Here is a 23,904-nt window from a genome sequence, read left to right on the forward strand (position 1 = left end):
TGTGGATGTGGAGACCGGAACATCGGGAAGGTTACCCCTTGACGAGCCACCACAATAGCGATCTCAATCCCGCGAGCCTGCGCGGCAGCGCCCCGCATCCCGTTGAACATGATGGGCGGGGACATATTGTCCCAGCTGGGCTCGTACAACCTGAGAAAAGCTTGTCCCGTGACTGAAACGACAGCATCGACCAATCCGGCCCGCAGCGCCACGCGCGGCAGACGGGCACGCGATTCCGCGTTGACGAAGGAAGCGATCCTGCACGCGGCGACGTTCGAGTTCTGCCGCAACGGCATTGGCGGGGCTCGGGTTGAAGCCATCGCGAAGCGCGCCAAAGCCAACATGCGATTGCTGTACGCCTATTTCGGCGACAAAAACGGCCTTTATCTCGCCGTGCTCGAACACGTCTACACCGAGATCCGCGCGGCCGAACAGCAACTCAAGCTCGACGACCTCGATCCGGTCGCGGCCATGCGCGAGCTGATCAACTTCACGTTCACCTTTTTCGGGGCGCACCAGAACTATATTGCCCTGATCAACAATGAGAACCTGCAGCGCGGGCGCAACCTGCGCAAATCGCGCAAGATCGCCGACCTCACGCTGCCCTTGGTCGCGAGCATCGAAAACATCCTTCGCCGGGGCCTAGCGGTCGGGCTGTTCCGCAGCGACGTCGATCCGGTTCAGCTCTACGTCACGATCACGGCCATGAGCTATTTTCATGTCTCCAACCGCTACACGCTGTCGGCGATGTTCGACAAGGATCTGGGAGAGCCGGACTGGCTGGAGAAGCGTCGCCACCACGCGCTGGACGTGATCATGACCTGGTTGACGGCGACGGCGGCCGCAAGCGAGGGAAAACGGAAACCGTCCGCAGCCAGAACACCGGCCGGCGCCGGACGTTAGCTCGCGCGCGGCAAATTCCGAACAGCCTGCGAGTAAGCGCTAAGGGTGCTCGCTCACCGGGCAGCGACGACGCCGTCGCTGCGGGGATCGCTGGCGCCCTCGAGCAGTCCATCCGGGTGCCAGACGATTGCGCCGGCGTGGCCCATGAATTCCTCGAACGCACCGACCACCTGGATGTCGTGGCCGAGCGCCCGCAGCGCGTCGACGACGGCAGGATCGAAACGCGATTCGATCTTGAGATTGTTGTTCTCCTCGCCCCATGTGCGACCGAGCAGCCAGCGCGGCGCGGTCACTGTCGACTGAAGGTCCTGACCGTGCAACGCGTAGCGCGTGAAGATCGCCGCCTGGGTTTGCGGCTGCCCTTCGCCGCCCATCGTGCCGTAGGACAATAGCCGGCCATCGCTGAGTTCAGCCATTGCGGGCTGAATGGTGTGGAACGGCAGCCGCCCAGGTTCCAGGCGGTTGATGTCGGTTTCGGCGAGACCGAAGCTCGTCCCACGGTTCTGCCAGGTGACCCCGCTTTGGGGCAGGATGACGCCCGAGCCAAACTCCCAATAGATGCTCTGAATGAAGCTGACGCTAAGACCGTTCCGGTCGGTCGCAGCGAGCCAGACCGTATCGCCCTGGGCCGGCGGGTCAGGCCAGCGCGCTGCATGATCGACGGCGACGGTCTTTTCGAGCGCCGCAATGGACTCGTCGGTGAGAAACCCGGCAGCCGACCGCGCCATGTAGTCGGAATCGGTCACGTAGCGATTGCGGATGCGGAACGACGCCTTCGTGCTCTCGACCAGCCGATGCAGATGATCGACCCCGTCCGCGTCTCTCGCCATGCGCCGGGCATACAGCGCGAGAATCAACAGCGAGGCCAGGCCCTGCGTCGGCGGCGGCATGTTGAAAACCTTGTGCCCCGCCACATCGACCGACAGCGGCGTCACCAGTGAGGCTTGATGCTGCTCCAGATCGGATAGGCGGAGCGGGCTGCCGAGCCGTTCGAGATCAGCCGCCATCGAACGCGCCAGGTCGCCGCGATAGAAATCGGAAAGGCCGGCTTGCGCCAGCTGCCGCAACGTGTCTGCCACGCGCGGCTGCCGCAACCGCGTGCCGACCGCAAGCGGAGCGCCCTGCGGCAGATAGACTTCGGCAAAGCCCGGCACATCCTGCAGTTCAGCGCGCTTCTTCGTGGTGTTGTCGTGCAAGGTCTGGGTCACGGCGACGCCATCGGCGGCATAGCCGATCGCAGGCTCGAGCAGCCGCGACAGCGGCATGCGCCCCCCGTGGCGATCGCGGCTGAGCTCATAGGCCTTCTGCCAGCCATCGACGGTCCCGGCAGCGGTGAGTGCCGCGAGCGGTCCGCGGCTTGGGATCGTGCTGCAGCCATGCTCGCGATACCAGGCGCGGCTGGCGGCCTTCGCCGACCGTCCGCACGCCTGGATTCCGACCGGCGAAGAGCCCGCCCGGCCGACCAGCCAGAAGCTGTCGCCACCAAGGCCGTTCATATGCGGATAGACCACCGCGATCGTGGCGGCGGACGCAATCATCGCCTCGACCGCATTGCCTCCCTCGGAAAGGACGGCGAGCCCGGCCTGCGCCGCAAGGTGATGCGGCGCGGTCACCATTCCGCTATAGCTTCGCTTGGTCTGCAGCATGAACGCGTTCTCCGAAAACTGCAGTTTGTAATAATATTCTTACTTACATTGTCAAGCGGCCGTCGCCTGGCTGCGGCGGCGCGGGGTGCCGCGCGAGGTGGATCGAGGCGAAAGCGGAAATCGGCCGCGCAAAGCTGCGTGTCAGCGGCAGCGGGGCGGGTCGCCGGATTCCCGGAGGGACTGAATCTGTTCCGAAAAAGATGCAAAAAATGTAGTCTCCCGAACCATGGCAACGATCCACGAGTTCGGCCCCTACCGCCTCGACGCGGAAGCCGTGATGTTGTTTCGAGAGTCCGAACCGGTCGCGCTCGGGCGGCGCGCGGTGACGCTGCTTCGGCTGCTCGTCGAGCAGGCCGGAACGCCGGTTTCCAAGGACGCATTGATGCAGGCGGCGTGGCCGGGGCTTGCGATCGAGGAGAGCAACCTGACGGTGCAGATCGCCGCTCTGCGGCGGGTATTTGCCGACGTCGAGGGCGGTGCGACCTGGATCGAGACCCTGCCGCGCCGCGGCTACCGCTATGTCGGGCCACTGGTCGCCGCCGAATCCGGCGCCGGCCTGCCCACCTCGCCGGCAATAACGGTACCCGATGGGCCGTCGCTTGCAGTGCTGCCGTTCTCGAATCTCAGCGGCGATCCCGCGCAGGAATATTTTTCCGACGGAATCACGGGAGACATCATCGCCGAACTGTCGCGCTTCCGCTCGCTGTTCGTTGTCGCCCGCCACTCCAGCTTCGCCTACAAGGGCAAGACGCCCGAGATCAAGCAGGTCGGTCGCGAACTCGGCGTCAGGTACGTGGCCGAAGGAAGCGTGCGCAAGATCGGCAGCCGGATGCGGGTGACCGTCCAGCTTCTCGATGGCGCGAGCGGTTACAATCTCTGGACCGAGCGCTACGACCGCGAACTCGAAGACATCTTCGCCCTGCAGGACGAGATCGTCCGCGCAATCGTCGCAGCCCTTCCGGGCCGGCTCGAGGACGCCGGCCGCGAGATCGCCAGACGCAAGCCGACCCCGAGCATTACCGCCTATGACCTGGTTCTGCTGGGCAACGAGCGATGGCGTCAATTGACCGTGAAGGGCATGGCGGAAGCCAGGCAGTTTTTCCGGGACGCAGTCGCGCTCGATCCGCAATATGCCCGCGCTCACGTCAACATTGCCTGGACGATCGTCTGCGACGTGTTTCTCGAATCGCCCGGCACGGCGAAGCTCGACGACGCACTGAGCGAGATCGAGATCGCGCTCGACATCGACGGCGGCGACGCCTGGGCCCATGGCGTCTTCGCGCAATTGCTGTTCCTGCGTCGCGAGGATGCCAAGGCCGAAATCCATTTCAGCCGGGCTCTGGCGCTCAATCCAAACGACGCCGACGTCGCCGCCGTTTTCGCGAACATTCTGGTCTACTGGGGACGGTGGCGAGAGGCACTCACATGGATCGGTGCGGCCAAACGACTGAATCCCTTCCCGCCCAATCTGTACCACTGGTACCACGCGCTCGCGCTCTATTCGGGGCGCCGGTACGATGAAGCAGTCAGGACGCTGATGGAGGCACGATCCCCCGATCGCTGGTCGCACAGTCTGCTTGCCGCCTGTTATGCGCAGATGGGTCGGCACAGCGAAGCGCGATCCGAAGCCGAAGTGTTCGTCACGGAACGTTGTCGTGAAATGAGCGCGAACGGCGCAACGCCGCCGGCGAACACCCTCGATCTCGTTCGAACGCGCGCCGAACGGTACAGAAATTCAGTCGATCGCGAGCACTTCCTCGACGGCTTGCGCAAGGCCGGCCTATCGGGCTGAGTCGATCGGAATATGGCGTGGGGCAATTCGAAGCCCGTGGTAGCGGGGGAGCGCTACCGCCTTTCCCCACACCCAGAGAACCACGGCATCTTCTGCAATCTTTCGCCCAATATCGAATCGCAAACGCTTCCAATGCGCGCTGTGCGCAAGTAGTTCTTCATAGAGGTTGAGGACGAAGGGGAACGTTCCCGCGGAAAACCGCAGCGTCTGATCCTTGAATCTTTTGGATCTGGCCTGGGATCAGCTCAATCTGAGGAGATTGAGCATTGGAAAACTCCAAGAAGGCGTCCGTGGATTCGAATATTTGATCCACAAACCCGCGATGCTCTGGTTCGATGATGGAGTAAATGTCGGGTTTGTCGCACCTCCACCATCCCGACCATAGTTCCGCTTTCTTCTCATTGGGATCAAAAATAAGGATGAGCGCCCCGCCGTCCTCATAGATGAGTTCAGCGGGCACGCAGCCGTGTTTGATCAGCGTTTGCAGAACGTGGCAAAACTCGTACCCAAATACGTACACATCAGGCTTTAGCTCTTGCGCCATGAAGCGAATCGCTTAGCTGCCTGCTTGGGATCAGTGATCCTGGCTGGTCAGTCGATACGTCAGGCACTCATCTCGATACCCCGGGGACCATTGGCCGTCCGTGCCCGACGCTCTGAGATGCGTCGCTCTACGCCGCGCCGCCGATCGGGTATCGGAACCTGCGAATCCCGCACGTTGCTCCTTCGCCTGACAAGAATTCGCCGATCAGCTACCCTGCGTTCCGCACCCACTCTTCGGTCGTCTCTCCGCACGACGCTTGCCGATCCGGCGATCGCTCTCTCCGGACGGGCGGCGTAAGCCCTGCGCGCCACCACTTCGCGGAGCGCCAGCCAGATGAACTCGCTGTTGGTGGAAAGATATCGCCGCCATAATTTGCGCGGCTCCATCATCAGCCGCCAGAACCACTCGAGACCGAACGATTGGAATAGCCGAGGAGCGCGCCTGATAAAGCCGGCCAAGACGTCGAAGCTGCCACCCACCCCCAGGATGACGGGAACTTGCAGCCGATCCCGATAGCGTTCGCTCCATACCTCCTTGAACGGGGACGGCAAGCCGATAAAAAGAATGTGGGCGCCGCTGGCCCGAATCTCATCGACGATAATTTCGTGCTCGTCCGGACCGAAGTAACCGTTCCGGAAACCAGCGATCTTCAGTTGCGGAAAGCGCGCCTCGCAGACGCGTACGAGCTTTTGGACGACTTCCTGATGCGCCCCTAGAAAATAGACACAAAGTTCGTTGGACGCGGCAGCTCTTAAAAGTCCTTCCATCAGATCGATGCCGGCCACGCGTTCCGGCATGTGTTGACCTGTCGCTCGTATTGCCCAAACCACCGGCATACCGTCCGCGACCGTCATATCGGCCGCGGAACATGCGTGCGCCAACTCCACGTCTCGCCGCATCATGCAGAGATGCGACGCATTGATCGTCATGACGATGTGGGAATCGTTCGAGCGGCGACAGATATCGACACAGCGCTGCGCCGCCTGATCGAGCGTAACCGCATCAAATTCGACGCCCAATAGGCTTACGTGTTCCGTCATCTGCTCAACTTTCCTGCGGCGATTGCCGGCTGGCTTGCCACCGAGCCACTTGCTCGGCGTCCAGGCGAGCTGTGGCAGCTCGTTTACCCAGTCTCAGGCACGCGTGCTGATAGGTACGAAGAAAGCGTCTGAACTCGGGGTCATTGTAGCGCGGCAACCCCTTTGCCCAGCTGCTGAAGTAACCCCAAAGCATCGCGACGCTTCCGATGAACATTGGGTGCGCGCGAAGACGGGAAGCCGCCACCGCCAGATAGTAAAACGGCGAGGTGCCCATGAAGTACTGACCGAAGCCAGCACGAATTCTGCCCGCCCAGATGCTGTTCTGGCTGGCACCTTGCGGACGAAGGTGGACGAACCGGATTGGCTCTGAATCAACGCTCTCGGCGATCCAGCCCAGCATTCTGGCGCGGTGACAATCGATGCCATCCCACATGACCTGCCGTACGAACCCCCCGATCTGCTCGAAGCACGCAACGCGATAGAATTTCGTCATTCCAACCGACATCTCGTCGCCGCAGACCTCGGGCACGAGATCGCCGGTTTGGGGATGAACGAACCAGGGTTTGCCGGAGGTCGTTCCGATACGTGGATTGCCCTCCATTCGCTGCATCAGCAGTTCGAAGTAGCGAGGCGGCAGGTCGAGATCCATATCAAGCTTGCACAAATAGTCGAAGTCGCCGAGCGGCACTTGATCAAGACCATCATAAAACGCCTCAATCACTCCGGGCCCCACCCGCCGGTGGCCTCGGTCCTGACGGCGCACGACGCGCAGATAAGGCAATCGCGCCGCATACTCCTCCAGGATCCGAGGCGTCTCGTCGGTAGATCCGTCGTCAACGACGATCCACAGCTCAGGCGGCACTGACTGTGCAGCCACGCTGTCCAGCGTGCGGCGGAGATAGGGTCCCTCATCGCGGCAGGGCGAAATCAGCGCATACCTGCGCGGCGCCGCGTTGCGCGGAGACCCTGAAGCACTGTCAAGCTCGTCCACAGCCCTACTCCCGGTAATATCCTTCGGACCTGACCCCATTTCTTGCCTCGATGGTTCTGAGCTCAAGAGGGTCAATCTGGTTGAGCACGATGGTCGACACGCGCGCACGGATGAGCTGCGTCACCGACAAGGCTTCGAGCACGCTCGTACGCTTGGTCTGACCGCATTCCACAACGAAGACGAACTCATCGATGAAGCGCTCGATCAGCCTAGCATCGACCACCGACATGATCGGCGCCACCTCCACCACGATGTAGTCATAGGATTTCCGTGCAACGGCGAGCAGGTTTTCCATTTCCTGCGAACCCAGGAGCTCTGCGGCGTTTGGAATCCTGACCGTGCACGCATTTGGCAGGACATCCAGCCCCGAATGCGGCCGCTTGCAAACAAACTCGTCAAGACGAGAGGGATCTTCCAGCGCTTCGAAAAGCCCGACCTTCGCATCCGGGGAAAGTGCAGTCGTGAGATTCCGGAGATGAAGGTCGGCATCGATCAACAGCGTGCGCGACCCAGAGGACGACAATATGAGCGCGGCAAGATTGGCGGCAACGACAGTCTTTCCCTCTTTCGAAACCGCCGACACGACGCCGATGACCTTGCCCCCGGTCGAGGCGGACGAACGGTCGAGCATCGCCTTCACATTGCGAAGACCTTCCGCGAAGCGCGAGAAGGGAGCAGCAAGGACATGCTCCTCGATTGGCAATTGACCAGCGTAGACGAAGGGCAGTCCGATGCACCGTGTTTCGGTCACCTGTTCGACGGCCTTGGGCGTACGGAATACGTCCGCCATCCATTCACGTCCGAAGGCAGAGCCTATGCCGAGAAACAGGCCAAGAAGAATGCTGCCTGCCGCCACGATGAGGGTCTTCTTGGAACTCTTTGTCAGCGGCGGAACTGCTCTTGCGATGATCTGCGCACTCTGGGCCGGAAGCGTCTCAGCCTGCGCCGCCTCGATCTCCTTATGCTTTTGCAGGAAGCCACTATAAAGATTGCGCAGCGCCTCGGCGGCGCTCTCGAGTTCGCGCAGCCGGCTTCCGGTCTCCGCGGAAAGCTTTGCGGCCGTGTCTTCGAGTTCGGTCTGTCGTGCCTTGGCGACTTCGTATTCGCTGGCGTAGGAATCGGTAATGCGCCCCTCGTCGGACCGAATGGCAGCGTCAACGCTGTTCAGTTGCGCACGAAGCTTGACGACAGCCGCGTGCTTGCGACCGACGCGAGCTTCCATTTCCGCAAGGCGAGACGCAAGGTCGCGCTTTTGCGTGCGGAGACGTGCAAGTTCGCTGTTGTTGAGCGCGAAGTTGATGACTGCCGCCCGCCTGTCGTTGAATAGCGCATCCGTCGACACGGCTGACGGAATCCCGTTTGCCTCTGTCCGCTTGATACGGTCGAGGCGCTCCTTTGCTTCGACTGCCGCGAACTTGGCATTCATCAGCTGGGTATTCAGACTTGCCAGGAGCTCGGTGTCCTGCGCGCCAGTGCTACTAAGGTTGTTAGCTGTCTTGAAGTCCTGCAGCGCCTTGTCCGCGTCGGCTACCTGCTTCTTCAGCTCGATGAGCCGCTCCTGCAGCCATCCGCTCACCTTCTGCGTCGACTTCAATTTTGCGTCCTGCAGGGACGCGAGATAGCTATCCACGATGCCGTTGGCGATCTTCGCAGCCTTCTCCGCACTCTGCGACTCGACCGTCACATTGATAACGTTGGCGACATCCTCTCGCGCAATTGTCACGCGCTTCAACAGAGCTTCGAGAGCAGCTCGTTCAGCCGCAGCTGTGGCTGCCGCCGTGCTGGCGCTCCCGTCTGTGGCGCTCGCAAGCGCAGATCGGCCGGCAAACTCGCTGTCACTGGCCAGATTCAGCGAACGAATGACCGGCAGCATTACCCTGTCGGATGAAAGTACGTAAAGCTGGCTGCCAACCTCCACTTCATCCATCGTCGGCTGATCCACGATCTTGTTCGTCTGCAGATAACGATTGAGACTCCGATCGATGAGGATGCGTGCACTGCTCTTGTAGGGCGCCTTCATAACAACAACGGAAGCCACGGCGACCGCCAGCCCAATCAACAGTCCGATAACGGGCAACCGCCATTCGCGGCGCAGAACGTCAATGATGTCCCACAAGCCGAAAGTCGGCCGGGCCACCGTCGGCGGACCGTAGTCTTCCGCAAGCGGATGGCCGTATTCCTGAATGACCAATTGATTGGTTCTGGTGTCCATGGCTTCGTTTGATCAGTACGCCGGTTGGGAGAGCGGTGGTGTCGGCCGCGAATGCATCTCGGTATTCGACAAAAGATTGACGCTCGCTATGCCATCAGCTGGATGTTTCGGCCGACGGACATTCAGAAGATCATGCACGATCAGTTTGCTGGCGCGCCCGTCACCGAACGGATTGGCACCGAGAGACATGGCTTCGTGCTCCGCTGGCACATCGAGCAGGCGTTCGACGCCCGCAACAATGCGAGCCGGGTCGGTGGTGACCAGGCGAGCTACGCCGGCGTCAACGGCCTCCATGCGCTCGCTGGTATCTCGCATGACGAGCACGGGCTTGCGAAGCGCCGGTGCCTCCTCCTGAATTCCACCGGAATCGGTGAGGATGAGATATGAGCGCGTCATGAGGTAGACGAACTCGGGATAGTTCAAGGGTTCGATCAGGAAGATATTCGACGCATCGCGCAGATGATCAAATACCGGCCCGCGCACGTTCGGATTCAGATGAACGGGATACACGATCTGAATGTCGTCCCGCCGACTGATCGTCTTCAATGCCTCGCAAATTTGCCGGAACCCGGATCCAAAGCTCTCGCGCCGGTGTCCGGTCACGAGAACAAGTCGCTTCGACGTATCGAGCCATGAGTATTTCACCTCGAGCGACCGGCGAAGCTCGCCCGGTTGAGCGATATTTGCGGCCATACGAAGCAGCCCGTCGATGACGGTATTGCCGGTGACAATGACGGCGTCCGGCGGATAGCCTTCCTTCAGCAGGGCTGAACGCGCACGCGACGTCGGCGCATAATGCCTCGTCGTAACGACCGCAGTGACCCGCCGATTGGCTTCCTCCGGCCACGGGCTCATGAGATTGCCGGTTCGCAATCCCGCCTCGACATGCCCGACACTGACCGACCGGAAGAACGCGGCAAGTGCAGCCGCCGTACTGGTTGCCGTATCGCCCTGCACAAGAACGTAGTCCGGATTGTAGTCTGCGATGATCGGATCGATTCCGGTCATCACCGCGCTGAAGACTTCGCTCAACGACTGGTTCGGTCGCATGATGTTCAGGTCGTAGTCCGCCTTCAACGAGAACGCCGACATCACATCGTCGAGCATCTGACGATGCTGGCCCGTCACGCAGACGCGCGTATCAATTCCTTCTGCTTCGCCCAGCGCCAGCACAAGCGGCGCCATTTTGATCGCCTCTGGACGAGTACCAAATACGCTAAGAATACGCATGAAGCCCGACGCCGCCTGTGTTCAAAAATTTTGCCGTGTTGAATATTCTTGCCGTGTCGAAATGATGCGGCACGCTACCGGATTTTCCCGACGCGTTCATCGCCAACGTGGGCTCGGCGCATGTTAAATGAAATTTATAGCTAATTCTCGGGGTTGCCGCAGAGGGCGTTGCGCATCATCGAAGCCGGCTGTTGTCAGGCGGTTCCAGATTTAACCTTTTCGGGTTAACGCGCATCCAGTGATTGTCCGCTGACGTTTCTTCACTACCGCCGGCGAGTTCCAGATTTAACTTCTCCAGATTAACGCGCATTCGCTGTACCGTTCGCAATCGTCGTCGATGCATCCTCGGGCTTGCATTCGCAACGGCTCGGCGAGAATGCCCATGCGTGCAATGAACTCCAATGACAGGCTCGCATTATCCAATTTCGGGAAAACTTGGACAAAACAAGATTAAATAGCGTATGGACTTGCGTTGATTGGCGCCGTTCGTGACGACGATCAACGCGCAACTCGCTCCTGGTCGGGGGATTCCGTAAGTGGTGTGGCCGGCATTTTCCGGCGTTTGATAGGTCGGAGGCAGCGCCTCGTGGAAGGCAAGGTTTTACTCCTCTCGCAGCGTCGGATTTCCGATCTTGTCGCATTTTGCCTCAGCTATGAGTTCGAGGACAATTTGGCGGCGATGACGCGCGCCGATCGGTTCGATGTTCGAGATCGTGCTGCACTGGAGTTCTCGCGGCGAGTCTACAAGTGGACGCGCCTTGCATCAGGATCGACCAAGCTGGCAGGTGTGCTGGCACCCTCCCCGCCGCAGCTGCGGCTGCAACGCGATTACGAACTGTTCTTTCCAATCTTCAGCAATGCGTATCAACTCCACGCGCTCGCCGCGATTCCCGACTGGCGCAAGCGGTGTCGCAAGGCCGCATGCTTCATCACTGAAGTCTGGGCAGACGACATCCCGGAGTATCTGATCGAGCTCCTGTCCGGATTTGATCATATATTCGTCGGCCTGCATCACTGCGCACCGCAGATCGCGCGCATAGCGGGTCGACCGTGCAGCTATCTGCCGCTGGCTGTCGACGTGGAGCGGTTCGCACCGAAGCCCGAGCAGCAGCGATCGATCGCCGTGTGCAACATCGGACGTCGTTCGGCGACGACCCACGCCGCGTTGCTGGCCGGCGCCGAGAGAGAGCGCTTCTTCTACTACTACGACACTGTGGCGGCGAGCGGTTCGAACCGGAAGGAAAGAACGTTCCGGGTCGACAATCCGGAAGAACACCGCATCATGATTGCGAATATCCTCCAGCGCAGCCGCTATTTCATTGCCAATCGCAGCCACGTCAACAACCCGGAGTTCACGGCGGGCCGAGACGAGATTTCCGCTCGCTATTATGAAGGTGCTGCAGCCGGGGCAGTGATGGTCGGAGAAGCACCCCGCACCGAAGAGTTTGCACGGCAGTTCGACTGGCCCGATGCCGTCATTCATGTGCCCTTCGATTCGCCGGACATTTGCCAGATCCTCGAAGCGCTGGACGCAGAGCCGGCGCGACTGCGAGCGGTTCAGAACGCAAACGCCCGGGAAGCCGCGCTGAGGCACGATTGGCTCTACCGCATACAGACGGTATTCGACATCCTCGGTATCGCTCACACCGACCAGATGAGCGCACGAGCCAACCGTCTGCGCCAGATCGCCGGATCCTTTGAGCTGCCAGCGGCCGCCTGAAATCGTCACCTCGAGTGATACGGAGCAATGCGGCACTTCCGCCGGTTTATGGTTAACGCCCTGTTAAGCGGCGGCTGCTACATCCCAGCAGGTAGGCGATCTCGATCATATGATCGCCAGGGTGTCGCGAACGTCCGCAACGGTGGACAAACGTCAAGCTGCGTATCCAGGCATGAAACGCTCCAGTCAGCTTCCCTCGGCTCAAGCGGCCATCCTGAATGCGCCGCCTTTGCCACGTCAGGCAGACAGGCTTGCTGCACCTCTGCGACGGCGTGGCGCCTGGACGCAATTCGTCGAAGCCCGCCTGCGCGAGCCCGTAAATCCGGAGCGAGATCCCGCCGGGCCGCCGCCAGACAGTCCGACCGACAAGCATCCGACGGTCCTTGACGAGGATCCGAGCTCGCCGAACGGTGGACCGACGGATGAAGCTCATCCGCTCCTTGACCTGGAGCAACCCCTGCAGCCGATTGTGCTCCCGCAGGATGAGGTCAGTCGGCGCCTGAATGAGGCCGCGGAGAACATCGGACGCCGGACGAACGCGACTCGGCCCGATGCCGGACCAGACGACGGGCCCGTCCCCCCTGCGGCCGATCCAAACGATGTTTCAGCGGAAGAATCCGACAACCGCGCGCAGCCAGCACCACCGGACTCGCACGCCGGCTCAGCCGTAGGCTTGTACGCGACTGAGGCAGATGAAGGAGAGGGATTCAGTCCGGCCGCGGACCCAGGTCCGAACTCGGTGCCACCGGCGTCAATCCGTCTAGCAGTGCAATCGCCCGTGCACACCAGCACTGCCGAGGCGGGCGTCGCGGTGCAGGAACAGCAGACGATACTGATCGAGAAGCCGATCGCCGAGGAACTTCAGAGCTCGCCGCGGGACCGACGTTCGGTCACCAGCGAATGGAAAGTGCGCAACTTTGTATGGTTCCTCGCTCCAACAACGGTTCTGCTGGCGATTGGGACCGGAATGCTCATGCGGGGCAATGTTGCATCCCTGTTCAGCACAGCACCCCAGGTTGTCAGCCATTCGAACGCGACGCCCGTTCAGCCGCCACCGCAAAGCAGACGCAAGCTGAAACCGGCAATTGCCACTTTCGTACATCGTGCTCCGATCGAAGCAGCCGCAACCGCACCACCCGCACGTTCACTGCCGACGACATATGGGATTTTTGCGTCAAGCAACGGACGGATGATCCGGCTCGAGCCGATGAACATCCGCCTTCCCGACAGCCGGATCGCCGTATCGGTATTGAGCACGAAGCCGGGCACCGTTGTGGTGCCGCACGGCCCGCTTTCGTTTGTCGCGTATCAGCGCGAGCTTATGACAAGCGCGCCCGACAACGCACAATTGCGCATTCTCGCCCAGGTGGCACGAACACCGTCGTCACCGGCAGTCGCTATGGCCAACGATGCCTGGGCGATCCGGTCCGTTTCCGTCGACCTGACCGTAGCGCCGGTCCCTGAAAACCGCGAGATGGTCGAGCTGCAGCCAGTGAACCCCGATCTCGTCCTCTCACCCGGCCGTTACGTGCTGGTCTTCAAAAACCAGGCCTACGACTTTGTCGTAGCCGGCAAGGTTACCGATAAGGCCCATTGCCTCGAGAGGGCGGAAACGCCGGACGGCGACAGGTTCACCGAGTGCCGCAAGCTCCCGTAATGTAGGGCCGGCCCGGTCCTAGGGCGGTGTCGACGCGACCGCGGCCGGCGGCAACTTCGTCGCTTTCGCAGTGGCGGCACCGACGCTGAGCTGGCCGGTCCTACGCCAAAGCAGCAGCCCTGCTCCGCCGCCGATCGTACAGATCGCAAGCAGCACAATTTCCCCGCGCCCCAATCCTCCAGGGATCAGCGCGTAGGGCAGCATGCCCAGCCCCATCCAGAAGAGCTTTTGCCACTGGTAGGAGTCGTACCTCTTGCCAAGATTGCGACGCTTGAACCACAGATCTTTCGCGTCGCGCGAAAACGGAAGAACACGCCGGCACACGGCCGGCACAAGGCGAAGCGCGAGCAGCAGGGCAAGAAACATCGGCAACGCGACCACGATACGATCGTCGCCGCCTGACAGCAGTCGGAACGCCGGCAGAATGCAAAGGCCGAGGCCGATCCTCAGGAATGCCCCGGCGGGCCACGTGTCCAAGTTAATCAGGAAGCGCTCAACGGAAGTCATGGGCGTAATCCGGGATCAGGAGTTGACTTGCAGTCGTACAATGCCGAAATCGCGTAGCAAGGACCACGCGAGTTGCAGTGGCCGCGTGATCCTGAAGACCCCGACCACGACGGCCAGGTAGGCCGTCACACAGATCACGCTCGCGACGGGGATTCGCAGCAACCGCGGCAATTCCTGCAGGAATGCCTCCTGTATCGAGAAAGCGACCGCGACGGCGACCAGCGCAGCAATGGTCTGCGGCGCTGTCGCGCGCAAGACGTCCCCGATTGTGATCCCGACAGGCCTGCCGGCATAGACGAGCGCAGGAACGAACAGCACAAACATGGTGACCGTGTAGGCGATCGTCACTCCGACCACGCCGAAGGGCAGTCCGGCTGCAAGCGCAACCAATTGGCAGATTGCACTGAAGATGCCCCATCGCATCCACCGATCGGGACGCCCGACCGCGACATGCACCCAACCGAGAGTTCGCTCGATGCAGTCGGCAATGCCGCGAATGGCGAGGATGCAGAGCAAGGGGCCCGCCGGAGACCATTTCTCTCCGAGAAGTACGATCACGATGTCATGAGCGCTCACGGCCAGGGCCGCGAAGGCAGGCCCCGAAAAGTAGCAAAGCAATGACAGCGCGCCTTCCCAGGAGCGCTTCAGTTCGACCGCACTGTGCTGGAGCTTACTCAGTCCCGAAACCGCGATGTTATGCAGCGGCTCACTGAGAATCGACAGCAGGTTGTTGTAGATCGTGAAGGCGTTCTGAAAATAGCCAAGCGGCCCTGCACCGAGGAAATACCCCATCGCGATTCTGTCCGCCGAACGAGCGAAGTAATCCGTCATGGTGAAGCCGGTGACTCCCAGCCCGAACCGCAGCAGTTCCTTGACCATTGGCGTGAGCCTCGGCCTGCCCGGTATCCATCGACAGGCGGTCCAGGCTCCCACGACGGTCAAAGCCGACGTTATGATCGGCTTGGCGATCAGCGCCCAGTAGCCCCAGCCCGAAAGCGCCAGTCCAACGCTTGCAGCGCTTCCGATGATGTTAGCCGATATGTCGATCATCGCGATGCGGCGAAACTGCATTGCCCGACGCATCAGCGCATAGTGTTGCGTCGACAAGGCCATCATCAGGAAGGTCACCGATAATGCCAACGCCATGCCCGCGAGCGATGGCTCGCCGAAGGCACGCGCTATCCACCGACCGGACGCGGCCAGCACGACAGCCAGCACGACGCCGATCAGAACATTCAGCCAGAACAACGTGCTGACCTCGGCGCGCGAGATGCTGCTCCGCTGGGCGGAGGCCTCGCTCATCCCGAGATCGACGAAAAGGGGCGCAAAGCCGATCAGGGCCAGCATCATGGCCACCAACCCGAAATCATGCGGTCCGAGCAGTCGCGCCAGTACGATCGTGGAGGCCAACTGAACGAAGATATTCAGTCCGCGCGCGGCGATGAACGCCACGCCGCTATGCAACGACCTGCGGCCAAGGCCAGAGTATGGCTTGTTGTCCGCAAAATACTGATCGGTGCGTTCGTTCCGATGCACGCGTCGTTCCCGTTCAATTCGCCGGATTCTGGCTTTGAGGTACCCGCTCAAGCCAGATTTCCCGCCAATAGGGATAGATGGCGCGCGGGCAGAAGCGGCGGCAGATCGCATAGCGCGCCTCACACACGACATCCTTCAAGATGATCGCGTCCGTCTTGAAACGGACCATCTTGCACGAACCTTCGTCGATGATCTGCTTTTGACGCCTCTCGACCTCGTATTCACGTTCCGTGAACGGTACCATCTCCGGATCGAAATACAGGCCGCGATTGCGGTAGTTGCAGTCCAGTGTCTCGAGGATGTCCTTGTACGGCTTGACGCGCACGACGTCGCCCACCTGCAGATCAAGCCGGGACTGCGGGACCTTGCTACCCTCCGGCACACCGAAGGGCCTGATCGGATAAGGTACGCCACCTCTCATGCGCTGGAATGTGTCGTAGATCCAGCGCATCGCGGTGCCAATGCCCAGCCCTGCTTCGGTGACCGTGCGCCAGACCGAGAAAGTCAATCCGGCGACGAGGTCCTGCAACCGAACGTTTCCCGAAGTGTAGTCCTCGACATACTGACGCGGATCCCACCACTTCAGGGGTTGCGTGGCGAATTTGACCTGTGTGTTCTGGCAAACGTAGGTCGGCTCTGTTTCGCCGACCTTCGGCGGATGCTTGATCGTGCTCCACAGCGTTTCCTCGCTGCAGCCGCCAGACCTGAACGGCTTGCCAGCGCCATCTGGCGACGGCCTTTTCTCGCCCGCCGGCTTCAACCAGGCGTCCTTCCAGAATATCAGGCAGGCCGCCTCGCAGCCGTCATGAGCCGCGCCGTTGCAGCGGATGTTCTCGAGATGAACCGTGTTCAGCATCTTGCGCCCGCCGATACCGAGCGCGGGATCGCAGGTCTTGTGAGCTCGCTTGCCGACGCGAAGCCTCTTGCCGCAATGCTTCAGCATCTCGGGCATGAAGGGCATTTCCTCCAGGCGGCCGTTGGCATCCAGCGTCGCGAGGATCTCCTCCTTGCTTCTGACCTCCACCAGGTCACCAGCGCGAAAGATACTCGAAAATAGCGTGCTCATATCGTGCGCCTTGAGATACACCTTGCAATCAGAAATTCGCCGGCTGCGCGACGTCCGCGCAACCATCGTCAGATCAGTGTCAACTTTCGCCCGAAAAATGCCTCGGCGAAGCGTTCCGTAGCCCTGCACTCCATGCCCCGAATCCGTGCGAGGCCGCGAAAGGTGTCTGCATCGAACCACTGCTTGGATCGCTGCGTCCCGAAATGCTTGAGCAGGAGTTCAATCTTACGATCGAGCGCCGCGGCCGACACCGGCATGTAAACGTTGGGTTGACCGAAGTCGCCATCCCACTTCGGGATCTCGTATTCCAGAATCTGATGATCACGAAACGTGTTCCAGGTCAGGCGGCAGACCTGACGATGGTCCTGATGAGCATCATCCCTGCGATGCGTCAGAATGACGTCGGGCTCGACCCGCCGCTTCAGCGATTCAAACCATTCCTTGATGGCTTCTCCCCTTTCCGGGAAGAATCCATCGGGAAACGACAGCACCTCGACATTCGCGGATGCAGCCTCGCACAAGAAGTCGGCCGCCGACGCTCTGGCTTCAGCCTCCCGTATGGCGCCACCGCTTAGAACGCACCAGTGCACGTCCAGTTTGATACCGCGCTCGATCAGCCCGAGCAGCGTCGCTCCCGCGCCGATTTCGATATCATCCGAATGGGCGCCGAGGCACAGCATCGACAGACGGTCTCCGGGCCTGGCAAGCTGCAATGCTCTCATTCCGGTTACGCCGCGCTGGCTACCGACGAGTGATTCAGCCGCCACGGCGTGTCGCCGCGCTCCACCATGTCCTCCAACACTTGTCTATCGCGCAAGGTATCCATGGCGCGCCAAAAACCCTCATAGCGATACGCCATGAGGCGACCGCCCTCGATCAAACGGTTGAACGGTTCCTGGACGAGCTCTTCTCCCTCCTTGATGTAGTCGAAGATTTCATTGCGGAAGATGAAGTAGCCGCCGTTAATCCAGATCTCGGACTCCTGGCTGGAGCGAATCCGCTGCACCGACCCCTCAGCATCGAACTCGGCAAGGTGGAAGCTGATCGGTGGATGGATTGCCACGAAGCAACCGATCTTTCCGCTTTCCTTGAACTTCTGGATCATGTCAGGCAGCGGCGCGTCGGTCAGCCCGTCGCTGTAGTTCGCAAGGAACATCTCCTCGTCCTTGACGAGATGGCGGACGGCCAGCAAGCGCTGCCCAATGTTGCGCCATGTCCCCGTATCCACCAGCGAAACCCGCCAGTCCGGCTGATGTTCGCCGATCAGCTCGACCTTCTTGCCGTACTCCGAAATCACGCAGTCGCTGCTCGCAGTCGCGCGATAATTGAGGAAGTAATCCTTGATCACGTTCGCCTTGTAGCCAAGGCACAGTATGAAATCATTGTGATTGTATTGGCTGTAATACTGCATCACATGCCAGAGGATCGGCTGATGGCCGATCGGGACCATCGGCTTCGGTATGCTCTCCGAATATTCGCGGATCCGCGTACCAAGACCGCCGCAAAAAAGGACAACCTTCATGGCGCAACCTCACGCGGATCAATGATTTCAACGTTAGGAATCGGAACGATGAACTTGCAGCCCCAGTCCGCGACATGCCGCATTTGCGCGACGATTTCCCTCTTCAAATTCCAGGGCAGGATGAACAGGTAGTCGGGACGGGCCTCGTCGATGGCTTCGACTGGGAGGATCGGAATGTGCATTCCCGGCGTATAGCGGCCGTGCTTGTAGGGGTTGCGGTCCACGGTGAAGTCGAGGAAGTCGGTACCGATGCCGCAGTAGTTCAGCAGCGTGTTGCCCTTGCCGGGAGCGCCGTAGCCGCAGATCCGCGCCCCCTTGTTCTTGCTCGCGATCAAGAACGACAGCAGTTCGCGCTTGGTGCGATGAACCCGCGATGTAAACTGCTCGTACTGGCCTATGTCTTCCAGGCCGATCCGACGCTCATGGGCCAGCAGTGCGGTCACCGCGGCGGAGACGGCGTAAGTCGCGTCGGCGCGGCAGAGATAGACGCGAAGCGAGCCGCCATGCGTTGGGATCTGCTCGACGTCGAAAACCTTCAGGTCGTGCCGCCGCGCCAGACGATCAATCGTCACCAACGAGAAATAGGAGAAATGCTCGTGATAAATGGTATCGAACTGATTTTCGTCGATGAGCCGCTCAAGATGCGGAAACTCGAGCGTAATCGCTCCTTGCGGCCCGAGCAGGCACGCCATTCCGGCAGTGAAATCGTTTAGATCCGGAACCTGGGCCAGCACGTTGTTGCCGATAATCAGATCGGCCCGCTTGCCATCCGAGACCAGCTTCTGCGCCAGTTCCAGGCCGAAGAACTCGACCATTGTCGGGACGTTCTTCTGCCTCGCAACTTCGGCCACGTTGGCCGCCGGCTCGATTCCCGTGACCGGCACCCCGAGCGGCAGGAAGTGCTGCAACAGGTAGCCATCGTTGCTCGCGATCTCGTAGACGCGGCTCTCGGCACCAAGGTTCAGCCTGGCCTTGATCATCTCACAGTAGCGCCGCGCATGTTCCACCCACGACGTCGAGTAGGACGAGAAGTAGGCATACTCGGTGAAGATATGCTCCGGTTTGACGTATTCCTGGAGTTGCACCAGGAAGCAGGATCCGCAAACCACGGTGTGCAGCGGATAGTACGGCTCCATGGCATCGGTCTGGTCGGCTGTGAGAAAACTTTCACACAGAGGCGACATTCCCAGATCGACAAACGTCGATTTCAACGTCGCGCCGCACAGACGGCAGTTACCGTGAGAGGATTTCGATCGAATCGATTCGAATCTCGAGTGAGCGTTCATTGGGCCGTACCATGAATATAGGATTGCCGAATATAGGATTGCCGGCGCTTAAATCGGGCTCGTTAGATTGAATTTTATCGTATGAAAGCGAACAATATGAAGCGATATCGAGCAACAAGGTAAACCACGCAGATGCTGAAAATTTTAGTAAAATTGTATAGAACTGGTCGTCGACAATTGGCCTCTCGGTCGGGAGTGGATACGTCCCATGCGTTTTGAAGCAACAGGACTTGACGGAGCGTGGCTCGTCAAACTCGAGGCTGCACACGATGAGCGCGGCTTTTTCGCGCGCACGTTCTGCGAAGACGAGTTCCGCGCACACGGGCTCGTGACCAGATTTCCCCAGCACAGCATCTCGAGTTCCTCGCGCAAGGCGACATTGCGCGGAATGCACTTCCAGAATGAGCCGCATAGCGAGGTTAAACTCGTGCGCTGCCTGAACGGATCGATTTGGGACGTCATCGTCGATCTGCGTGCGAACTCGCCGACCTTTCGTCAATGGCGCGGCTTCGAGCTTTCGGCGGAGAACGGTTCGCAGCTCTACATCCCCAAAGGGTTCGCGCACGGCTTTCAAACGTTGAGCGACAACGTTCAGGTCAATTACCTGATTTCGGAATTCTACCAGCCTTCGGCTGCTAACGGCGTCCGATACGACGATCCGATGTTCGGCATCAGCTGGCCTCTGGCCGTCAGCACGATCTCCGATAAAGACCTGAACTGGCCGCTTCAGGGTGCGTGAGCGCTTACCGCACAGGCGCGAGGAGCCCGTGGCGCTCGAGCACCTTTGCCGTCTTCAGAATGACCGGGAACGGCAGGTCGGCACGCCTGGCGATATCAAGCAGCGAATGGTGTCCATCGGACAGATTGAGAATCCACAACATCGCCATGTTGGCTGCAGCGGCGTCCTTGTCGCCGCCGATCGCACCGTAGAGTCCGCGTCTGCCCAGCTGCGGTTCGCCCCTCGGCGACGTGTTATAGTAGCTGCGGTTGCCTTCGAGCAGGTCGATGACTTCGGAAATGACGCGGAAGGATTCCCCGAGGTGCTCCGGCCGAATGAAGCTCAGGTCGTCGGCCGAGGTGTGATACTGGGGGATAGCACCGAAGCGGCTGCGCTGAAACAATCCCACCGGCAGGTTGAACCCAGGCGAACAGTATTGCCGCTCATCATAGCCGTAGGGCGAAAACTCCAATATCGTCGGCGTCAGCTTGCAATGCTGCAGCGTGTGCATCATCGCAAGGTCGATTTCGGCATCGCCCTGCCTGCTCTTCTTGTATGTCGGGCCGGCGCCGTCGCCGACCATTGACACCACGAGGCCATGTTTGATGCGAGACACACGATGCTCGTTGCGGGCAAGCCAGGTGATCGCGCCAATCGTTCCTGGCGCAAAGAGAAACCGATAGCTGTATCGCGTTCGCATCTGGGAGATGCGGCTTGCAAGCCCCGCAAGCAGGGCCAGGCCGGAACAGTTGTCATTGGCGAGCGAGGGATGGCAGACATGCGCCGACAGAAGCACCTCGTCGTCTGACTCTCCCCGATGAAAATACTCACCATAGGTCAAATGCCCGTCGGCGAGGCTCGAGTCGATCACGACCTCGTAGCTGTCGTCCCGCAGTTGCTCCAACTGTCGGTGGGCCATGCAGAAAGCCCAGTTCTCCTGGTAGTAGGACGTTCGGTACGGGATCAGGTCCGGCTGATCGGACAATGTGAAGATGTGAGACTTAAGCTCGTCCAGCGACATGGTGCGGCACACCGGCACGCTGTAGCTCATCACATGCAGGTTCGATTCGTTGAAATCGATAACCTTCCGGCCCCGCGGGTCCTTGATGTACGCGTCCCGGATGTTCCACTCGCGCGGCACGACCCAGTCGAGTACGGGTGTACCGGTCGGCACCTCGTGGACATCAAGCGAGATGTGCGCGCCGATCTCCCGAAGGGTCTGCCGCACACCGTTGCCGGTGATGCTGCGGCAGATCGGGTAGATCCTTTGGGCAAGCGCAAAGATCTTTGCGCCTGAACTTGTGAGATCGTCTGCCGCCGACACGCCGTCCTCCTGGTGTGTCAAATCGATCGGCGCGCGTATTAATTCGCGGCAAGAGCCGATTGCCCGGCACTCTGCCTCGACTTTACATGGCGGAGATCCGCATCGAGCACACCGTCCGCCAGCAACTTGTTGACGTGGCTGATACGCTGATACCGGGGGCCTTCGAACTCCTCGAGCGTGATGCCCGAGGCCCGGTAGGCCTTATAGAGCTGTTCCGCGCCCATCCTCGCATCCCATTGCGGCTTGAACTCCGGTAGCCGGGTTCGGATCTTTTCGAAGCTCACGCGATAGGACCGCGTGTCGGGACCGGCGCCATCGGCAAATTCGATCTGACAGCCAGGGACAACATCAGCGACAATCTTCGCGAGATCGCGGATCTGGTAGTTGTGCGCCGTCTGGCCGACGTTGAAAGCCTCATTGAACACCGCCGCCTCGGGAGCTTCCATCGCCGCGATGAAGGCGCGGGAGATGTCCTCGATGTGAGCGATAGGCCGCCAGGGCGTGCCGTCCGATTTCAAGAGGATCTTTCGCGTTGTCACCGCCCAGGCAACGAGATTGTTCAGCACGACATCGAATCGGAGCCGGGGAGATACGCCGTAGGCCGTTGCGGGTCGCAGGTAGACCGGGCAAAACCCGTCACCGGCGAGGCCGGCGATATCGCGCTCCGACTGTACCTTGGATTCGCCATAGGCGGTCACCGGGTTGAGCGCTCCGGTTTCGTCGATCATCCCGTCGCCCGCCTTGCCGTAGTTGCTGCAGGAGGACGCGAACACGAACCGTCGCACGCCGGCTTGCTTGGCCAGTTGCGCGAGGCGCACGCTGGCTACATGATTGATCTGGTCGGTGAGGCCAGGCCTCAGATTGCCGAGCGGATCGTTCGACAGCGCTGCAAGATGCAGGACCGCGTCAAACGCCTTCAGATCGGCAAGTTCGACGTCTCGCGTGTCCTTGCGGATGGCCGGCACATCCACGATCGACCCACCCTCTGCAAATGTGCAGCGAGAGTACAGATCGCTGTCGAGGCCCACGACTTCGTGCCCGGCACGCCGTAGCATCGGGGTAAGCACTGCTCCGATGTAGCCGAGATGTCCGCTCACGAGAACGCGCATCTTAACGCCTCCAAATTTATTCTGTTTCTATCCCCCCTACTTATTTCAAAATTGCTCGCTGATGCACGTGTTTGTAAAACCTTAGTTAATGGCGCGCATTGAAATTGCGGTCAAGACGACGGGAAATGGTTGAGCCGTACGCCATGATCGTTGACGTCGCTGGCAGCGGGGCCAGCCGAGAGACGCCGCAGCAGCGCTTGGGGAGCTCTGCGTAGTTGCCGGTGAAGCCGGTAGCGAATGGTGGAACGACTGACGTCGAAGCGATTGGCCAGTTCTCCGCCGAACGCCACAACGAACTTGTATCGCGCCTCGTTTTCAATTCCGCCATCGAAATCGAAATGAAGGCCCCGCTCGTGCGCCAGCTCGATGCCACTCCAGAGGAGCAGACTTACCGCGCCTGGATGCGCAATGCTCCTGTCGCGCGAAGACAGGAAATAGTGCACGAATTTGTGGTCCCAGACGAAGAAGACCTGGGCGTGGACGTTGTTGTTCGAGTCCACCGCCGCCAGTATCTTGCATTGCTGTCGCTCGCTCGCGGCGGCATAGACAGCTTCCAATCGCGAGAGGTCGAAATACGACTTCGCGCCCTCCAGGTTGGCTTGATAGTACTTCACGAAGTATTTTGCGGACGTGACTTCGCGAATGACGAGCCGTTCCCGCGCGCGTCGTATCACGTTCTTCGTCTTGTCGCGCAATCCCGACCAGAGCTCGTCTCGGGGGCTCGTGCATTTCAGCATGAAGGTCGGATGCGCCCGCACCTCGTAGCCGCACGCGAGGAACGCGGCGACATCGCTGAACCCGGTATCGAGCGTCATCTCGACGTGATCGAAATCCGCGACCTGCTTGAGCAGATCAGTGATGACCGCATGCGCCAACCGCATGCGCGCTTCCGTCTTGCCGGACTGCAGCGTGACTGTCGGTCCGAGAAAGCGCGTGATTTGAGGCATCTCGCAGATGCTCATCCCGCCTTCAGTTCGCGTGACGAACCGGAGAGAACCCACGACGCGCCCGCCACGCGAACAAGTGACTTCGCGCCAGCTGCCGGGAGCCAGCGCATCCAGCCACCAATCCTCGTGAAAGACCGATTTGCGCATCAAATTC

The 23,904-nt window shown here is 60.4% G+C and carries 20 protein-coding genes; 5 read left to right on the top strand and 15 right to left on the bottom strand.

The annotated features are described in order from the left end of the window. Positions 1 to 126: 126 nt before the first annotated feature. Positions 127 to 903 (top strand): TetR family transcriptional regulator, encoded by a 777-nt coding sequence (locus ACE10X_RS36625; protein ID WP_244435676.1) that lies wholly within the window; start codon positions 127 to 129, stop codon positions 901 to 903. A 53-nt stretch (positions 904 to 956) separates the two neighbouring features. On the opposite strand, the gene ACE10X_RS36630 is transcribed toward ACE10X_RS36625, so the two are convergent. Continuing rightward, positions 957 to 2,549 carry a gamma-glutamyltransferase family protein gene (locus ACE10X_RS36630; RefSeq protein ID WP_304556989.1) on the bottom strand — a complete coding sequence of 531 codons (1,593 nt, stop codon included), beginning with the start codon at positions 2,547 to 2,549 and terminating at the stop codon, positions 957 to 959. Positions 2,550 to 2,775: 226 nt separating this feature from the next. Here ACE10X_RS36630 and ACE10X_RS36635 point away from each other — a divergent pair, with 226 nt between their 5' ends. Further along, on the top strand, positions 2,776 to 4,341 hold the full coding sequence (locus ACE10X_RS36635; RefSeq protein WP_375763593.1) for a winged helix-turn-helix domain-containing tetratricopeptide repeat protein: 1,566 nt from the start codon (positions 2,776 to 2,778) through the stop codon (positions 4,339 to 4,341). Between the two features lie 157 nt (positions 4,342 to 4,498). Here ACE10X_RS36635 and ACE10X_RS36640 read toward each other — a convergent pair whose 3' ends face one another. From ACE10X_RS36640 to wecB, 5 genes are read right to left on the bottom strand one after another with little or no spacing between them, the layout of a single operon-like run. After that, positions 4,499 to 4,885, bottom strand: a complete 387-nt coding sequence (locus ACE10X_RS36640) for a hypothetical protein (protein WP_375763594.1) — start codon at positions 4,883 to 4,885, stop codon at positions 4,499 to 4,501. Between the two features lie 59 nt (positions 4,886 to 4,944). Beyond that, entirely contained in the window at positions 4,945 to 5,925 is a 981-nt protein-coding gene (locus tag ACE10X_RS36645) for a WecB/TagA/CpsF family glycosyltransferase (protein WP_038382330.1), read from the bottom strand. A 4-nt stretch (positions 5,926 to 5,929) separates the two neighbouring features. Then, positions 5,930 to 6,916, bottom strand: coding sequence for a glycosyltransferase family 2 protein (locus ACE10X_RS36650; RefSeq protein WP_304556991.1), 987 nt, complete (start codon positions 6,914 to 6,916; stop codon positions 5,930 to 5,932). Positions 6,917 to 6,920: 4 nt separating this feature from the next. Further along, complete coding sequence (locus ACE10X_RS36655) at positions 6,921 to 9,128, bottom strand: AAA family ATPase (RefSeq protein ID WP_038382329.1); 2,208 nt, start codon at positions 9,126 to 9,128, stop codon at positions 6,921 to 6,923. A gap of 12 nt (positions 9,129 to 9,140) precedes the next feature. After that, on the bottom strand, positions 9,141 to 10,313 hold the full coding sequence (gene wecB / locus ACE10X_RS36660; RefSeq protein ID WP_038382328.1) for a non-hydrolyzing UDP-N-acetylglucosamine 2-epimerase: 1,173 nt from the start codon (positions 10,311 to 10,313) through the stop codon (positions 9,141 to 9,143). 631 nt (positions 10,314 to 10,944) lie between these two features. Here wecB and ACE10X_RS36665 point away from each other — a divergent pair. Both ACE10X_RS36665 and ACE10X_RS36670 read left to right on the top strand, forming a co-directional pair. Then, a complete protein-coding gene (locus ACE10X_RS36665; protein ID WP_038382327.1) occupies positions 10,945 to 12,078 on the top strand; it encodes a glycosyltransferase in 1,134 nt (377 codons plus the stop codon). Between the two features lie 172 nt (positions 12,079 to 12,250). After that, positions 12,251 to 13,735 (top strand): hypothetical protein, encoded by a 1,485-nt coding sequence (locus ACE10X_RS36670; protein ID WP_304556994.1) that lies wholly within the window; start codon positions 12,251 to 12,253, stop codon positions 13,733 to 13,735. An 18-nt stretch (positions 13,736 to 13,753) separates the two neighbouring features. On the opposite strand, the gene ACE10X_RS36675 is transcribed toward ACE10X_RS36670, so the two are convergent. Genes ACE10X_RS36675 through ACE10X_RS36700 form a run of 6 tightly spaced genes read right to left on the bottom strand, consistent with a single transcriptional unit; the run spans position 13,754 to position 19,652 of the window. Then, complete coding sequence (locus tag ACE10X_RS36675) at positions 13,754 to 14,242, bottom strand: hypothetical protein (protein WP_038382326.1); 489 nt, start codon at positions 14,240 to 14,242, stop codon at positions 13,754 to 13,756. A gap of 15 nt (positions 14,243 to 14,257) precedes the next feature. Continuing rightward, positions 14,258 to 15,829 (bottom strand): lipopolysaccharide biosynthesis protein, encoded by a 1,572-nt coding sequence (locus ACE10X_RS36680; protein WP_244435675.1) that lies wholly within the window; start codon positions 15,827 to 15,829, stop codon positions 14,258 to 14,260. Continuing rightward, positions 15,792 to 16,865: a hypothetical protein gene (locus tag ACE10X_RS36685; protein WP_157787851.1), complete on the bottom strand. Its 1,074-nt coding sequence runs from the start codon at positions 16,863 to 16,865 to the stop codon at positions 15,792 to 15,794. Before ACE10X_RS36685 ends, ACE10X_RS36680 begins: the two co-directional genes overlap by 38 nt. Before the next feature lie 47 nt (positions 16,866 to 16,912). After that, positions 16,913 to 17,566 (bottom strand): PIG-L deacetylase family protein, encoded by a 654-nt coding sequence (locus tag ACE10X_RS36690; RefSeq protein WP_038382324.1) that lies wholly within the window; start codon positions 17,564 to 17,566, stop codon positions 16,913 to 16,915. A gap of 5 nt (positions 17,567 to 17,571) precedes the next feature. Further along, positions 17,572 to 18,366 (bottom strand): glucose-1-phosphate cytidylyltransferase, encoded by a 795-nt coding sequence (locus ACE10X_RS36695; RefSeq protein ID WP_038382323.1) that lies wholly within the window; start codon positions 18,364 to 18,366, stop codon positions 17,572 to 17,574. Continuing rightward, positions 18,363 to 19,652, bottom strand: coding sequence for a class I SAM-dependent methyltransferase (locus ACE10X_RS36700; RefSeq protein ID WP_051002668.1), 1,290 nt, complete (start codon positions 19,650 to 19,652; stop codon positions 18,363 to 18,365). The genes ACE10X_RS36695 and ACE10X_RS36700 overlap by 4 nt, the downstream gene beginning before the upstream one ends. 208 nt (positions 19,653 to 19,860) lie before the next feature. Here ACE10X_RS36700 and rfbC point away from each other — a divergent pair, with 208 nt between their 5' ends. Next, positions 19,861 to 20,391, top strand: a complete 531-nt coding sequence (rfbC, locus tag ACE10X_RS36705) for a dTDP-4-dehydrorhamnose 3,5-epimerase (protein WP_038382322.1) — start codon at positions 19,861 to 19,863, stop codon at positions 20,389 to 20,391. Positions 20,392 to 20,395: 4 nt separating this feature from the next. On the opposite strand, the gene ACE10X_RS36710 is transcribed toward rfbC, so the two are convergent. The 3 genes from ACE10X_RS36710 to ACE10X_RS36720 form a co-directional block, all read right to left on the bottom strand. Continuing rightward, on the bottom strand, positions 20,396 to 21,715 hold the full coding sequence (locus ACE10X_RS36710; RefSeq protein WP_038382321.1) for a DUF4910 domain-containing protein: 1,320 nt from the start codon (positions 21,713 to 21,715) through the stop codon (positions 20,396 to 20,398). Between the two features lie 17 nt (positions 21,716 to 21,732). Next, complete coding sequence (locus ACE10X_RS36715; RefSeq protein WP_375763595.1) at positions 21,733 to 22,803, bottom strand: NAD-dependent epimerase/dehydratase family protein; 1,071 nt, start codon at positions 22,801 to 22,803, stop codon at positions 21,733 to 21,735. A gap of 110 nt (positions 22,804 to 22,913) precedes the next feature. Continuing rightward, the gene (locus ACE10X_RS36720; protein WP_244435674.1) at positions 22,914 to 23,897 is read right to left on the bottom strand and encodes a GNAT family N-acetyltransferase; all 984 of its coding nucleotides are present in this window, start codon (positions 23,895 to 23,897) and stop codon (positions 22,914 to 22,916) included. Between the last annotated feature and the right edge of the window lie 7 nt (positions 23,898 to 23,904).

The sequence above is a fragment of the Bradyrhizobium sp. Pha-3 genome (genome assembly GCF_042258325.1).
Classification (GTDB): domain Bacteria; phylum Pseudomonadota; class Alphaproteobacteria; order Rhizobiales; family Xanthobacteraceae; genus Bradyrhizobium; species Bradyrhizobium elkanii.

Coding starts and splice junctions, on each gene's coding strand:
- ACE10X_RS36630 (WP_304556989.1), bottom strand. CDS start 2,549: ATGCTGCAGACCAAGCGAAGCTATAGCGGAATGGTGACCGCGCCGCAT.
- ACE10X_RS36720 (WP_244435674.1), bottom strand. CDS start 23,897: ATGCGCAAATCGGTCTTTCACGAGGATTGGTGGCTGGATGCGCTGGCT.
- ACE10X_RS36715 (WP_375763595.1), bottom strand. CDS start 22,803: ATGCGCGTTCTCGTGAGCGGACATCTCGGCTACATCGGAGCAGTGCTT.
- ACE10X_RS36695 (WP_038382323.1), bottom strand. CDS start 18,366: ATGAAGGTTGTCCTTTTTTGCGGCGGTCTTGGTACGCGGATCCGCGAA.
- ACE10X_RS36635 (WP_375763593.1), top strand. CDS start 2,776: ATGGCAACGATCCACGAGTTCGGCCCCTACCGCCTCGACGCGGAAGCC.
- ACE10X_RS36645 (WP_038382330.1), bottom strand. CDS start 5,925: ATGACGGAACACGTAAGCCTATTGGGCGTCGAATTTGATGCGGTTACG.
- ACE10X_RS36675 (WP_038382326.1), bottom strand. CDS start 14,242: ATGACTTCCGTTGAGCGCTTCCTGATTAACTTGGACACGTGGCCCGCC.
- ACE10X_RS36640 (WP_375763594.1), bottom strand. CDS start 4,885: ATGGCGCAAGAGCTAAAGCCTGATGTGTACGTATTTGGGTACGAGTTT.
- ACE10X_RS36655 (WP_038382329.1), bottom strand. CDS start 9,128: ATGGACACCAGAACCAATCAATTGGTCATTCAGGAATACGGCCATCCG.
- rfbC (WP_038382322.1), top strand. CDS start 19,861: ATGCGTTTTGAAGCAACAGGACTTGACGGAGCGTGGCTCGTCAAACTC.
- ACE10X_RS36700 (WP_051002668.1), bottom strand. CDS start 19,652: ATGAACGCTCACTCGAGATTCGAATCGATTCGATCGAAATCCTCTCAC.
- wecB (WP_038382328.1), bottom strand. CDS start 10,313: ATGGCGCCGCTTGTGCTGGCGCTGGGCGAAGCAGAAGGAATTGATACG.
- ACE10X_RS36670 (WP_304556994.1), top strand. CDS start 12,251: ATGAAACGCTCCAGTCAGCTTCCCTCGGCTCAAGCGGCCATCCTGAAT.
- ACE10X_RS36690 (WP_038382324.1), bottom strand. CDS start 17,566: ATGAGAGCATTGCAGCTTGCCAGGCCCGGAGACCGTCTGTCGATGCTG.